The sequence below is a fragment of the Paenibacillus bovis genome, from assembly GCF_001421015.2.
In the GTDB taxonomy this organism is placed as follows: Bacteria; Bacillota; Bacilli; order Paenibacillales; family Paenibacillaceae; genus Saccharibacillus; species Saccharibacillus bovis.
Genome location: NZ_CP013023.1, coordinates 2621353 through 2635312 on the forward strand (window position 1 = coordinate 2621353; position 13960 = coordinate 2635312).

12 protein-coding genes are annotated in these 13960 nt (G+C 44.8%); all 12 read left to right on the plus strand.

Annotated features, from left to right (window positions below; translation table 11 throughout):
- Nucleotides 1–28 precede the first annotated feature (28 nt).
- The 12 genes from dprA to fliI all read left to right on the plus strand — a co-directional run bounded on the left by dprA (nucleotide 29) and on the right by fliI (nucleotide 13958).
- A complete protein-coding gene (dprA, locus tag AR543_RS11255; RefSeq protein ID WP_060536747.1) occupies nucleotides 29–1168 on the plus strand; it encodes a DNA-processing protein DprA in 1140 nt (379 codons plus the stop codon).
- A 40-nt stretch (nucleotides 1169–1208) separates the two neighbouring features.
- Nucleotides 1209–3314 (plus strand): type I DNA topoisomerase, encoded by a 2106-nt coding sequence (gene topA, locus AR543_RS11260; protein WP_060534419.1) that lies wholly within the window; start codon nucleotides 1209–1211, stop codon nucleotides 3312–3314.
- Between the two features lie 218 nt (nucleotides 3315–3532).
- Nucleotides 3533–4876 (plus strand): FADH(2)-oxidizing methylenetetrahydrofolate--tRNA-(uracil(54)-C(5))-methyltransferase TrmFO, encoded by a 1344-nt coding sequence (trmFO, locus tag AR543_RS11265; RefSeq protein ID WP_060534421.1) that lies wholly within the window; start codon nucleotides 3533–3535, stop codon nucleotides 4874–4876.
- A 141-nt stretch (nucleotides 4877–5017) separates the two neighbouring features.
- Entirely contained in the window at nucleotides 5018–5560 is a 543-nt protein-coding gene (gene hslV / locus AR543_RS11270; protein WP_060534423.1) for an ATP-dependent protease subunit HslV, read from the plus strand.
- Between the two features lie 86 nt (nucleotides 5561–5646).
- Nucleotides 5647–7056: an ATP-dependent protease ATPase subunit HslU gene (hslU, locus tag AR543_RS11275; RefSeq protein ID WP_060534425.1), complete on the plus strand. Its 1410-nt coding sequence runs from the start codon at nucleotides 5647–5649 to the stop codon at nucleotides 7054–7056.
- An 864-nt stretch (nucleotides 7057–7920) separates the two neighbouring features.
- Nucleotides 7921–8334 carry a flagellar basal body rod protein FlgB gene (flgB, locus tag AR543_RS11280; protein ID WP_060534427.1) on the plus strand — a complete coding sequence of 138 codons (414 nt, stop codon included), beginning with the start codon at nucleotides 7921–7923 and terminating at the stop codon, nucleotides 8332–8334.
- Between the two features lie 2 nt (nucleotides 8335–8336).
- The gene (gene flgC / locus AR543_RS11285) at nucleotides 8337–8786 is read left to right on the plus strand and encodes a flagellar basal body rod protein FlgC (RefSeq protein ID WP_017813671.1); all 450 of its coding nucleotides are present in this window, start codon (nucleotides 8337–8339) and stop codon (nucleotides 8784–8786) included.
- Between the two features lie 30 nt (nucleotides 8787–8816).
- Nucleotides 8817–9131, plus strand: coding sequence for a flagellar hook-basal body complex protein FliE (fliE, locus tag AR543_RS11290; RefSeq protein ID WP_060534429.1), 315 nt, complete (start codon nucleotides 8817–8819; stop codon nucleotides 9129–9131).
- 45 nt (nucleotides 9132–9176) lie between these two features.
- Nucleotides 9177–10778 (plus strand): flagellar basal-body MS-ring/collar protein FliF, encoded by a 1602-nt coding sequence (gene fliF / locus AR543_RS11295; RefSeq protein ID WP_060534431.1) that lies wholly within the window; start codon nucleotides 9177–9179, stop codon nucleotides 10776–10778.
- Nucleotides 10779–10791: 13 nt separating this feature from the next.
- A complete protein-coding gene (gene fliG / locus AR543_RS11300; RefSeq protein WP_060534433.1) occupies nucleotides 10792–11805 on the plus strand; it encodes a flagellar motor switch protein FliG in 1014 nt (337 codons plus the stop codon).
- Nucleotides 11798–12646 (plus strand): FliH/SctL family protein, encoded by an 849-nt coding sequence (locus tag AR543_RS11305; protein ID WP_060534435.1) that lies wholly within the window; start codon nucleotides 11798–11800, stop codon nucleotides 12644–12646. Before fliG ends, AR543_RS11305 begins: the two co-directional genes overlap by 8 nt.
- On the plus strand, nucleotides 12639–13958 hold the full coding sequence (gene fliI / locus AR543_RS11310) for a flagellar protein export ATPase FliI (protein ID WP_060534437.1): 1320 nt from the start codon (nucleotides 12639–12641) through the stop codon (nucleotides 13956–13958). The genes AR543_RS11305 and fliI overlap by 8 nt, the downstream gene beginning before the upstream one ends.
- Nucleotides 13959–13960 lie beyond the last annotated feature (2 nt).

Consider the following 13960-nt stretch of genomic DNA (forward strand, 5'->3'; position numbering starts at 1 on the left):
TCCTGACAGAGGAGAATGAACAATAGTGTTGGATGAACGTTCTGTACTGATAGGATTACACCAGGCAGCCGGTATTGGCTGGAAAAGAATCTATGATATACTACAACAACATGCGGATCTGCGCGAACTGCCGGAGTGGGATGCCGGACGCTGGCGGAGATTGGGCATGCCGGATAAAGTTGCTCAGTCATTGCCTGCCCAGCTGCAGGAAGAGTGTATACGCGAACGATTATCGCTTTATTATGATAAGGGCATAGAGATCATGACTATCATGGATGAAGCGTATCCCATATTAATGAAGGAAATCGCCCAACCTCCCTGGGTGTTGTATACAAAAGGCAGACAAGAATTACTTTCATCATTTTGTATCGGAATGGTAGGTACAAGAGTGCCAACTGCCTATGGACGTAAGGTAGCGGAGCTGCTGGCGGGCGATATGGCAGAGCGTGGAGTAACAGTAGTCAGCGGTATGGCGAGAGGCATCGATAGTGTCTGTCACGAAGCAGTGCTCCAAAAAAACGGGAATACGATTGCAGTACTGGGTACAGGTATCAATGTCATTTATCCGCCGGAGAATCGTTCCCTGTATCACACAATTGCCGAACGTGGACTGATTGTATCCGAATATCCGATAGGTACACGTTCTTCTCCTGGACTGTTTCCACAGCGCAATCGCATTATTGCCGGGCTGTCCCATGGCTCTATAGTGGTCGAAGCAGATGTACGGAGTGGTTCGCTGATTACAGCAGATTATGCAATGGACAGCAACCGGGACGTTTTTGCGGTACCAGGGCCTATAACTTCTCCCAAAAGTCAGGGTACGCTGGCGCTGCTAAAGCAAGGAGCTATTCTGGTTACCGAAGCTGCTGATATTACAAAGGAATATGATTCAATTCTTTTGAATTGGTGTGATAATCCATACAAAAAGGAAGAAAATGGACATCCTGATGCAGTTGTAGAGCTCTCATCAGCCATAATGTCAGATATTTCTTATTTGACAGAAGATGAAAAAACGATATACCTTATATTGGAGCAGGGAGATGCAAATATCGATGAACTTCAATTACAATCGAAGTTTGATTTTGGACTTTTGCATACGGTTCTGTTATCTTTAATCATAAAAAAACAGATCAGTCAACGCTCTGGTGCGATATACACCTTAATATAAGCAAACTATAGATAGAATAACAGAAAGGGGGACGAACCTGATGGCAGATTCACTCGTGATTGTAGAATCACCAGCAAAAGCGAAGACAATCGGTAAATACCTGGGCAGCAAATTTATTGTCAAAGCGTCAATGGGTCACGTCCGCGACCTGCCGAAAAGTCAGATCGGTGTAGATGTGGAGAACGATTTTGATCCCAAGTATATTACGATTCGTGGTAAAGGTTCCGTTCTAAAAGAATTAAAAGATGCACGAAAAAAAGTGAAAAAAGTTTATCTGGCGGCTGACCCGGATCGCGAAGGAGAAGCAATTGCCTGGCATCTGGCTCATGCCTTGGATGTTCAAGAAGGCGAAATGTGCCGCGTAGTATTTAATGAAATTACCAAACAGGCAGTCAAGGATGCTTTTAAAACACCGCGTCAGATTAACATGGATCTTGTTAATGCCCAGCAGGCAAGACGCATACTGGATCGTCTGGTAGGTTACAAAATCAGTCCACTATTATGGAAGAAAGTTAAAAAGGGACTGTCTGCAGGACGTGTACAATCCGTAGCTGTAAAGATTATTATTGACCGTGAGAATGAAATTTCGGAGTTTATACCGGAAGAGTACTGGAGCATTACCGCTCAGCTTACAATTAACGGTACTACTTTTGAAGCCAAATTCAACCAGTTAAACGGTGAGAAAAAAGAGCTTCACAGTGAAGATGATGTGAATGAAGTGCTAACGGCGATCGCCGATGCAGCATTTGAAGTAACCGATATCAAAGAACGCGAACGTTTGCGCCATCCGGCCGCTCCATTTACAACCTCATCCCTGCAGCAGGAAGCTGCACGCAAATTGAACTTCCGCGCAGCCAAGACGATGTCTGTAGCCCAGCAATTATATGAAGGAATTGACCTCGGCAAAGAAGGTACAGTTGGTCTGATTACCTATATGCGTACAGACTCCACGCGTATCGCTGTTTCCGCCCAGGAAGAGATTCGCGAGTATATTACCGGCCGCTACGGTGCCGACTTTATTCCAGAAGAACCTCGTCAATATACCAAAAAGAACGCGAATGCACAGGATGCTCACGAAGCGATCCGTCCTACCTCGGCAGTACGTGATCCCGAATCGGTGAAAGAATATATGAGTCGTGATCAATTCCGTCTGTACAAGCTGGTCTGGGAACGTTTTGCAGCGAGCCAGATGGCTTCAGCTGTACTGGATACATTATCTGTTGATATTGCGGCGGGTCCAGCCAATTTCCGTGCAGCCGGTTCCAAAGTGCGCTTCCCTGGATTTATGAAAGTCTATGTGGAAGGCAATGACGATGGCAAAGAAGAAGGCGAGAAATTCCTGCCACCGCTTGCCAAAGGCGACAAGCTGCAAAAAAATAATGTTGAACCCAAGCAGCATTTTACCCAGCCACCGCCACGTTATACAGAAGCACGTCTTGTAAAAACGCTGGAAGAACTCGGAATCGGACGTCCAAGTACGTATGCGCCTACATTGGAGACAATTCAAAAACGCGGATATGTAGCTATCGAAGAAAAGAAATTTATGCCGACCGAGCTGGGTGAGCTGATCATTGAACAAATGGAAGAGTTTTTCCCCGAGATTCTCGATCCCGAGTTCACAGCACATATGGAACAGGATCTTGACCATGTAGGAGAAGGACAGGAAGATTGGGTACATGTACTTCATGATTTTTATAAGTCCTTTGAGAAACGTCTGGAAGTAGCCGAAGAGGAAATGAAAGAAATTGAGATCGAAGACGAAGTATCGGATGAGATTTGTGACAAATGCGGTCGTCACATGGTATATAAACTGGGTCGTTTCGGCAAGTTTTTGGCTTGTTCGGGATTCCCGGATTGCCGGAATACCAAACCGATTATCAAGGATATCGGCGTACCGTGTCCAACCTGTCATGAAGGTCATGTCGTAGAGCGTCGCAGTAAAAAAGGCCGCGTGTTCTATGGATGTGATCGTTATCCGGAATGTGACTTTGTATCCTGGGATCGTCCTTCTCTCAAACCATGTCCGGTATGTACATCGATGATGGTGGAGAAACGAAACAAGCAGGGCGTCAAATTGCAATGTACAAAATGTGACCATACCGAAATGGTTGAAGAAAATGAGAACGAAGCGGTCGAACTCGATTAATGAGTCCGGTTGCTGCTTGATAGGAATATCGTATGCTGCTGCTAATTATGCTGTCTGCTCTGCAGGCATTAGAATTTGGCAGCAGTTTAGCGTATACTAATAGATAGTAAGCTTTGAATAAATGATTGGGAATAGTAGTCTTCTTTTCGTAATTTTCCGAATGAAGCGGTACTGTTTTTCGTTTGTTTACAGCAGTAATATGCAGGAGGTTTTGAATTGTGTCAGAATTTCAAAAGGTAACCGTGATTGGTGCAGGATTAGCAGGTAGCGAGGCGGCCTGGCAAATTGCCAGTCAGGGGATACCGGTAACATTATACGAAATGCGTCCGGTTGTAAAAACACCGGCGCACCATACAAACCAGTTTGCAGAATTGGTATGCAGTAACTCGCTGCGTTCCAATACCCTTGCGAATGCGGTTGGCGTTATGAAGGAAGAAATGCGTATGCTGAATTCACTGGTTATTGGATCGGCAGACCGTAATGCTGTACCCGCTGGTGGCGCATTGGCAGTAGACCGTGATGGATTCTCCGGAGAAATCACATCAACGCTGCATAATCATCCACTGGTAACGGTATTAAATGAAGAAGTACAGGAGATTCCAACTGACGGTATTGTTGTGATTGCAACAGGTCCATTGACTTCTCCAGCACTTTCCCAGCAGATTCAATCCCTTCTGGGTGAAGAATATTTCTATTTCTATGATGCAGCAGCACCAATTATCGAAAAAGATTCGATTGATATGAATAAAGTTTATCTGGCTTCCCGCTATGATAAAGGCGAAGCTGCTTACCTGAACTGCCCAATGAACGAAGAGGAATTCAATGCGTTTTATGAAGCTCTTGTAGGTGCAGAGACGGCGCAGCTAAAAGAGTTTGAAAAAGAGATTTATTTTGAAGGCTGCATGCCGATCGAAATCATGATGAAACGTGGCAAACAGACTGCTCTATTTGGTCCTATGAAGCCGGTAGGCCTGGTTAACCCGCATACCGGAGAGCTGCCTTATGCAGTTGTACAGCTGCGTCAGGATAATGCAGCAGGTACGCTTTACAACATGGTTGGCTTCCAGACTCACCTAAAATGGGGAGAGCAGCGCCGTGTATTCTCCATGATTCCTGGTCTGGAAAATGCAGAATTTGTTCGTTATGGTGTTATGCATCGTAATACCTTTATCAACTCTCCGCGTCTGCTGGAGCCAACATATCAGCTGAAGAGTCAGCCGCGTATTTTCTTTGCCGGTCAGATGACAGGTGTAGAAGGTTACGTAGAATCTGCAGCATCCGGTATGATCGCAGGGATGAATGCTGCTCGTCTGGCTAAAGGCGAAGAATTAATTCAACTGCCGCAAGAGAGCACATTGGGCAGTATGGCTTATTATATTACCCATGCTGATCCAGATCATTTCCAGCCGATGAATGCCAACTTTGGTCTTTTGCCAAAACCGGAAAAGAAAATCCGTAACAAAAAAGAGAAAAATGAGATGCTTGCACAGCAAGCGCTGGATAGCATTAGACAATTTTTCGAGCTGGAAGAGTCGGTACAAGAGCCTGCTCCTGCAGAGTAAACGTATTTATTATTGCGGGATCTAAATAAGGCTCTATAGGTAGTAGCCAACACTGTATCCGGCTACTGGATTCGTATCCTATAGGCGCAGTCCGCTGGATAACCCAACTATATGGACAAACAATGAACAGGAGGGAAAACAATGGATCTCTCATTTCACGCAACGACCATATGTGCTGTACGTCACAATGGAAAAGCTGCAATTGCCGGTGACGGACAGGTGACTTTTGGACAAAATGTAATTATGAAGCAGCATGCCAAAAAAATTCGTCGTCTTTATCGCGGACAGGTACTTGCCGGTTTCGCAGGCTCGGTTGCAGACGCAATCACCCTGTTTGAAAAGTTCGAAGCCAAGCTGGAGGAGCATCACGGCAATCTTCAGCGGGCAGCTGTCGAGCTGGCCAAGGAATGGCGTTCTGACAGGGTGCTCCGCAAACTGGAAGCTCTGCTGATCGTTATGGATAAAAGCGGAATTCTGCTTATTTCGGGCGGCGGTGAAATTATTGAGCCGGACGATGATGTTATTGCTATTGGTTCCGGTGGTAATTTCGCCCTGTCGGCAGCGCGTGCCCTAAAGCGTCATGGCAAAGATCTCGAAGCCAAGGATATCGTCGAAGCATCCCTGAATATTGCTGCCGAGATCTGTGTATATACCAACCACAATATCATCGTAGAAGAATTGTGAGCCTGGCCGGTGCGGTCCGTACTCTACTTGCAGGGGCGGGACGCGCCGGTTTTTGTTTATGAATTTATGGATACGGAGGGAACAAGATGAATAATGATCATAATGCATTGACACCGAGACAGATTGTGGCTGAATTGGATAAATATATTGTTGGACAGAAAAAGGCTAAAAAGTCGGTAGCTGTTGCACTTCGTAATCGTTATCGCCGCAGCCTGTTGGAGGAAGACGTACAGGATGAGATTGTACCCAAAAATATTCTGATGATTGGTCCTACAGGTGTAGGTAAAACAGAAATTGCCCGCAGACTCGCCAAACTCGTGCATGCGCCATTTATCAAAGTGGAGGCTACCAAGTTTACAGAAGTCGGTTATGTAGGCCGTGACGTGGAATCTATGGTTCGTGATCTGGTAGAGACTGCGATCCGTATGGTCAAGCTGGAACGTACCGAGCAGGTGAAGGATAAAGCTGAAGAAGCTGCCAATGAACGTATCGTACGTATTCTGGTACCATCGTCCAGCAAATCCAAAATGCAGCGCAATCCTTTTGAAATGCTGTTTGGAGGCAATAATAATCAGCCTGAAGAGCCGGTAGAACATACCACAGACGATTCTTCTATACAGGAAAAGCGCCGTCAAGTGCGGTTTGAACTTTTGTCCGGCAAGCTGGAAGATCAGATTATCGAAGTAGAAGTGGAAGACAGCACGCCGAATATGATGGATATGTTCATGGGTCAAGGGAATGACCAGATGGGCATGAATATGCAGGAAATGCTGGGAAGCTTTTTGCCGAAGCGGATGAAAAAGCGCAAGCTGACGATCAAGGAAGCACGCAAGGTACTCACCCAGCAGGAAGCCAACAAGTTGCTCGATATGGATGATGTAACCCAGGAATCACTGCGTCGTGCCGAACAGACCGGGATTATCTTTATTGACGAGATTGATAAAGTAGCCAGTGCCGGCCGTGGCTCGGGTCCTGATGTATCCAGAGAAGGCGTACAGCGTGATATTCTGCCGATCGTGGAAGGCTCTACGGTAATGACCAAGTATGGAGCCGTAAAAACCGATTATATCTTGTTTATGGCTGCCGGTGCTTTTCATACAGCCAAGCCATCTGATCTAATTCCTGAATTGCAGGGACGTTTCCCGATTCGGGTAGAGCTGGAAAGTCTGACATTGGAGGACTTTGTTAGTATTCTAAAAGAGCCCAAAAATGCGCTGACGCAGCAGTATACTCATCTGCTGCGCTCCGAGAATATCGAATTGGAATTCGCTGAAGGCACGATCGAAGAGATTGCAGGCATCGCTGCTAGCGTTAATCAGAATACCGAGAATATCGGAGCACGCCGTCTGCATACGATTATGGAGAAGCTCCTGGAGGATCTTTCATTTGAGGCTCCTGAATTGACGCTGGAACGGTTTGTGATTACACCGCAATATGTTCAGGAGAAACTCAAAGATATTGCCCAGGATCGTGATTTAAGCCAGTATATTCTCTAAATAATTAAAACCTTTCTCACAATAAGCCGAGAAAAGGAAGTCTAGGAATAGGATATAATCGAAATACCGTTTTTTAGGAAAAAGGTGGGGTGCTTGTTTTACAAGTTCCCCGCCTTTTTCCTATGTTTTCATAAGTGCGAAAATTGTATGATGAATATAACAAAAAGAGCTACACGATTACAAAAGGTAATCCGATATAACAATGAGTGCGTATCAACTGGTAATACAGAAATAGGGATAGCATTTTTCCAAGGTTTACGTTATGATAATTGCATTTGCGTAAATGCGCAAATGAGCTCATGAAAACCATAAATGATTGTCTCAAGATTGATAAAAGTCGAACTTTTTCCAGAAAATAGAAGTGTTCGCTACTTTGATCGCAATAAATTAACCGCCAGTAAGTAATCCGCACTAGGCTATAGGGTACATGAATTATTACTGATAATGGAAAAACCAAGGTTTTAAGCCATTTTTTCAGGACGAAACTACTGTCCTGGTTATATTCCTTCCTCCACCAATGCACTCAAAACTACTGATTACAATTACCAATTAAATGCATTAAAACCAACGAATTGATACTAATATCTGCTATATTTGTCATAAAAGTTATATTAAATGGAATAAATTATTTAAAAAATGACAAAAAGCGAGCGTATACGCTAAAAGATAGTCCTTTATTCTCATTGTGTTATAACCTGTTCTCTAGGAAACTTATGGTATTAAATCATTAGGAAATATGACGCAGAAACTTAGTAAACCAAACAATAAATCGCAATGTTTGTCGAATGAAGGCGTGAAATGAAAAAATATGAGATTATATCCCATATTTTAGAATATAATTACAGACTGAAAGAGGTGACGTGAGTGAATTTGCTGAATGATGTGGGATTTCGCAGATTGGAAGGTGCTATCAATGCTTCCAACCTGAGACAACAAGTAATCACCAACAACATTGCCAACGCAGATACACCTTACTTCAAACGTTCCGACGTTTCTTTTGAAAACATGCTTCAAACCCAAATGGATGGTACAGACGGATCTATCCATGGTACCACTACCAATCCTCGTCATTTCCAGATCGGCTCTACCGGTGATGTACCACAAGCCATGATCACCTCGGATAACAGCACAGTGATGAATAACAACCTTAACAACGTAGACATGGATTCCGAAATGACCAGCCTGGCTGAGAACCAGCTTCGCTATAATGCTTACATCGAGCAAGTGAACCACCAAATCAAAATGATGCGTACTGCAATTCAGGGCGGAGGAGCGTAATCATGAAAATTAGCAACAGCTTTGATATCAGTGCTTCGGCACTAACAGCCCAACGGCTGCGGATGGACGTCGTATCTTCTAACATTGCGAATGCGGAGACAACAAGAGCCAAGATCGAAAACGGAGAAGCGGTTCCTTATCGTCGCAAAGAAGTTGTACTTTCAACCAACAAACCGGCGTTTGCTGATGCACTGAATTCTGCAATGAATGGTAATAACGGAGTTAACGGTGTAAAAGCGGTAGCGATTCAGGAAGACAAGGAACCATTTAAACTCGTATTTAATCCTACACATCCGGATGCTGACAAAAACGGATATGTAAAAATGCCAAATGTCGATACTCTAAAAGAAATGGTGGACATGATATCAGCTTCGCGTTCATATGAAGCTAACGTAACTGCATTGAATGCCTCGAAGGCAATGATTACCAAGGCTTTACAAATTGGTAAATAATGAGTGAAAAAATGGAAGGTGGGGTAATTAATGATAGAAAACATGATGTTTAATGGAATGTCCGCTGCATCGCCGCTGCAAATGAATTCAGGAGCTGCACAGGTACAGGAAACACCAGGACAGGCTATGGAACAGTTTGGTTCTTACCTGCAGGACGCAATTAGCCAGGTAGGCGCTCAGGAACAACAGGTACACAAAATGAATGACCAGTTTCTGGTAGGTAAAGTCGATGTGGATCAACTGATGATCGCTTCGGAGAAATCTATGCTCGGTCTGCAGCTTACGGCTCAGGTTCGAAACAAAGCGATTGAAGCTTACCAAGAAATTATGCGCACACAGTTATAAGATGGTTGATATGTTTCATAGCAAAGTTTCGAATGGGGTGACGTTGTGAATGAGAGAGTTGCCCAGTATAGAGATAAAATTGTCCAATACTGGAGAAAATTCAACAAAAATCAGAAAATACTACTGATATCAACACTGGCCTTCATCATCATTGCAATTGTAGTACTGACCATACAATTTTCCAAAACAGAATACGAGGTTGCTTTCCAGGACCTTGATGCTGCAGATTCCGCGGCAGTTATGGAATACTTGACCGGACAAGGGATCCCTTACCAGTTAAGCCAGGATGGTAAAAGTATTTCAGTGCCGACAGAAAGTGCAGCCCAGGCAAAAGTTGCAGTAGGATCTCAGGGACTGATCGAGAACGGTTCGATCGGTTTTAGCGAATTTAACACAAGTTCTTCCGCTATCGGTATGACCGATAATGAATTCAACGTAAAATACAACAACGCCCTGAACGGCGAGGTATCTCAACTGCTTCGCAACATGAATGGTGTTGAAAATGCAAAAGTATTGATTAACCTTCCTGAAGAAAGCCTCTTTGCTGCTACAGAAGATCAGGATACAGCTACAGCCTCTGTAGTGATGCAGTTTAAACCGGGAGTCCGCCTTACACAGGAAGCGATTGACGGTTATTTTAACCTTGTAAGTACAGCAGTACCTCGCCTTCCGATTGAAAATATTACAATTACCAATGGTACAGATGGAAGTGAACTGGTCTCCACGGTCAAAGGTGGCAGAGCAGGAAATCTGATCGGTGCAGTACAGGACAATATGGCTTTACAAAAGAAATACGAGTCTGACGTAGAGAATAACATAAGACAATTCTTGGCCAGACTGGTAGGACCTGAACGGGTCAATGTTCTTGTAAATTCCACATTGAACTTCGATCAGAAAACATCCAAAGAAGACCTCGTAGAGCCTGTAGATGAAGAAAACATGAAGGGCATCGAGATCAGCGCCCAGGAAATTCAGGAATCCTACACAGGTACAAGCACTCCTGACAGCGGCGTAGCCGGAACAGGAAGCACAGACACTCCAACATATCCGGGTGGATCATCCTCCGGTAATAACGAATCCGAAAAATCGCAAAGCACGATCAACTACGAAGTCAACCGGATTCATAATGAAATTGCAGACAGCCCATATCATGTACAGGATCTGGCTGTTACTGTAGCCATTGAACCGAATCCAAATTTGACTGCTGATGCACAAACTGCTTTAAATCAACAAATCCAAGGTATGCTGCAAAGCATTGTAAGAGCTTCACTTGCAGAAAATGGAATTGATTATACAACTAATGCACAGGCACTTCAGGGCAAAGTCAATGTTATTTCACAAGCATTTGCTACTAATGAAACAACGGATGAAGGATTCTTCGCTTCCAACATGAACTGGATTATCGGTGCTGCAGCAGCTCTGGTACTGGGTATTATCGGATTTATCATTTATCGTCGTCGTAAACAGCAGCAGCTGGCTGAAGAAATGGGAGAAGATATTATGCTTCCTCCAGTTACAGAACTTCCTTCTATTAGTTTGGATAACTTGACCAACGATAGTCAGGTACGCAAACAGCTCGAATCACTGGCGAAAAAGAAACCGGACGAATTCGTAAATCTGCTGCGTACATGGCTCGCTGACGAATAAGAGGTGAACGGGATTGGCAAAGGGGACAGCTCCACTGAGCGGACGGCAAAAGGCAGCCATTTTACTGGTTGCCTTGGGTCCCGAAGTATCTGCTCAAATATTTAAACACCTACGTGATGAAGAAATTGAACAGCTTACACTGGAAATCGCCAACGTACGCAAAGTAGACAGCGGCGACAAAGACACCATTATTTCCGAGTTCCATCAGATTTGTCTGGCACAGGAATACATTTCCCAGGGCGGTATCAATTACGCCAAGGAAATCCTGGAAAAAGCACTCGGTGAAAATAAAGCACTTGAAGTAATCAATCGTCTGACAGCAACTCTTCAGGTTCGACCTTTCGACTTTGCTCGCAAAGCAGATCCAAGTCAAATTCTGAACTTTATCCAGAACGAGAATCCACAGACGATTGCATTGGTACTATCTTATCTGCAGTTTGAGCAGGCAGCTTCTATTCTGTCCTCGCTCCCCCAGGAGAAACAGGCTGAAGTTGCACGCAGAGTCGCTGTTATGGACAGTACTTCACCAGAGATCATAGCCCAGATCGAACGTGTACTGGAACAAAAGCTTTCTTCTACAGTGACACAGGATTATACAAATGCAGGCGGTATCGAATCGATCGTACAGATTCTGAATGGCGTCGATCGCGGTACAGAAAGAACCATTCTCGATTCCCTGGAAATTCAGGATCCGGAATTGGCAGAAGAAATCAAAAAACGGATGTTTGTTTTCGAAGATATTGTCAATGTCGACAACCGTTCGATTCAACGTATTATTCGCGATTTGGAAAACGCAGATTTGCAGCTGGCACTCAAAGTGGCCAGCGAAGATGTACGGGAAGCAGTATTCGGCAATATGTCCAAACGTATGGCCGATACTTTCAAAGAAGAAATGGAATTTATGGGTCCTGTACGTCTTAAAGATGTAGAGGAAGCGCAAAGTCGTATTGTAGGCATTATCCGTAGACTCGAAGAATCCGGAGAAATCATCATAGCTCGTGGCGGAGGAGATGATATCATTGTCTAATTTGATAAAATCATCCCAATATATTCCGGTTGAAATCCTCAAAAAACTGGATCTCAGCAAAGATCATTTTAGACCTACAGATCTGGCGGCGGGTGCGAATCAGCAGATTCCGCATATTGTATATGACCAGCCGCGGATTGATGAACAAACCGTTTTACTAAAAGAACAAATGCTTGCGGATGCTCGTGAATTCGCAGAACGTCAGGTACGTGAAGCTGCCGAAGAGGCAGAGCGTATCCTTCAAAATGCACAGGAAATGATTGCTTCCTGGTGGGATGAACGACGTGAACAAGACGAGCATCTGATCGAAGCAGTAAAAGCTCAAGCATTCCAGGAAGGCTATGAGGAAGGACAGCAACGTGCAGAGACTGAGATGCAGCAGCGCATTAATGAGATGATGCAAGAAGCTCAGACGGTACTGTCCCAAGCTTATGAAGCCAAGGAACAGATTATTCAGGAAGCGGAACCATTCCTTGTGAATCTCAGCTGTGGAATTGCAGAAAAAGTAATCGATCGGGAACTGGCTGATCAACAAGAGCTGGTCCTTTCCCTTATCAAAAAGACACTTGCCCGCAAACGGGAACAGGGACTGATCACATTATGTGTGAATCCTTCCCAATTTGATTTTATCCATGCGGCAAGAGAAGAATTGGTATTGGCTATTGATTCTCAAGCAGAACTCCAGATTCTCCCTGATGCTACAGTTCGTGATCGCGGCTGTGTAATCCGCTCTGCATTCGGTAGTGTGGATGCTCGTGTGGATACCCAGCTGGCAGAACTGAAAAAGGAACTTCTTCGTTTGGCACTTCACGATGAAGAGAGAGGTAATGCAAATGTCTGATCTCAATGCTGGTCGTTATCTGGAATATATAAAACAGCTTGATCCGGTTCGGATCAATGGTAAAGTAACACAGGTTATCGGTCTGATGGTAGAATCCGAAGGACCTGATACCAGCATCGGAGAATTGTGTTACATCTATCCTACCAAGGGAGCGGAGCCCCTGCGGGCCGAAGTCGTCGGTTTCCGGGATAACAAAGTTCTGTTAATGCCTTTAGGAGAGCTTCAATCTATTGGGCCAGGATGTGATGTAGTCGGTACAGGCAAGCCTTTGACCGTACAGGTCGGCTCTGAATTGCTGGGTAAAGTGTTGGACGGCCTGGGACAGCCTCTAGATGGTTCACTGCTTCCGGCACGTATGACTCACTATTCTACCTTTAATACTCCGCCTAACCCGATGACTCGTCCGAGAGTACAGGATCCAATGAGTGTGGGTGTACGTGCCATCGATGGATTGCTGACAATCGGCAAGGGACAGCGCGTAGGTATCTTCGCCGGTTCCGGTGTTGGTAAAAGTACCCTGATGGGCATGATTGCCCGTAACACCGAAGCCGATGTTAACGTTATCGCACTGATCGGAGAGCGTGGACGCGAAGTACGTGACTTTATCGAGCGGGATCTGGGGCCTGAGGGATTACAACGCTCCGTCGTTATTGTAGCTACCTCGGATCAACCGGCGCTTATCCGTCTCAAAGGGGCTCTGATTGCTACTACTATAGCGGAATATTTCCGTGACCGTGGCATGAATGTCATGTTTATGATGGACTCGGTTACCCGGTATGCCATGGCTCAGCGTGAGATTGGTCTTGCTGTTGGAGAGCCGCCTGCGATGCGTGGTTATACTCCTTCCGTATTTGCAGGGTTACCCAAATTGCTGGAACGGGCTGGTACAGGTCCTAATGGTTCCATTACTGCCTTTTATACTGTATTGGTAGACGGGGATGATATGAACGAGCCTATAGCGGATGCGGTACGTGGTATCCTCGATGGTCACATCGTATTGAACCGTGCAATCGCCAACAAAGGACAGTTTCCAGCGATTGATGTACTTGCCAGTATCAGCCGGGTCATGAAGGATATTGTAACCGAAGACCAGACAGATGCAGCCAATAATATGAAGCGTCTAATGTCTGTATATAAAGAATCCGAAGATTTAATTAATATTGGTGCCTACCAGAGGGGCTCCAGTCCGGATATCGATGAAGCTATCGAACGGATCAAGGATGTCTGGAATTTTACAAAACAAAAGGTGCATGAGAAAACGACATTGAATGAAGCGCAAGAGCAGATGATTTCCGAATTTGTGAGGAGCTGATG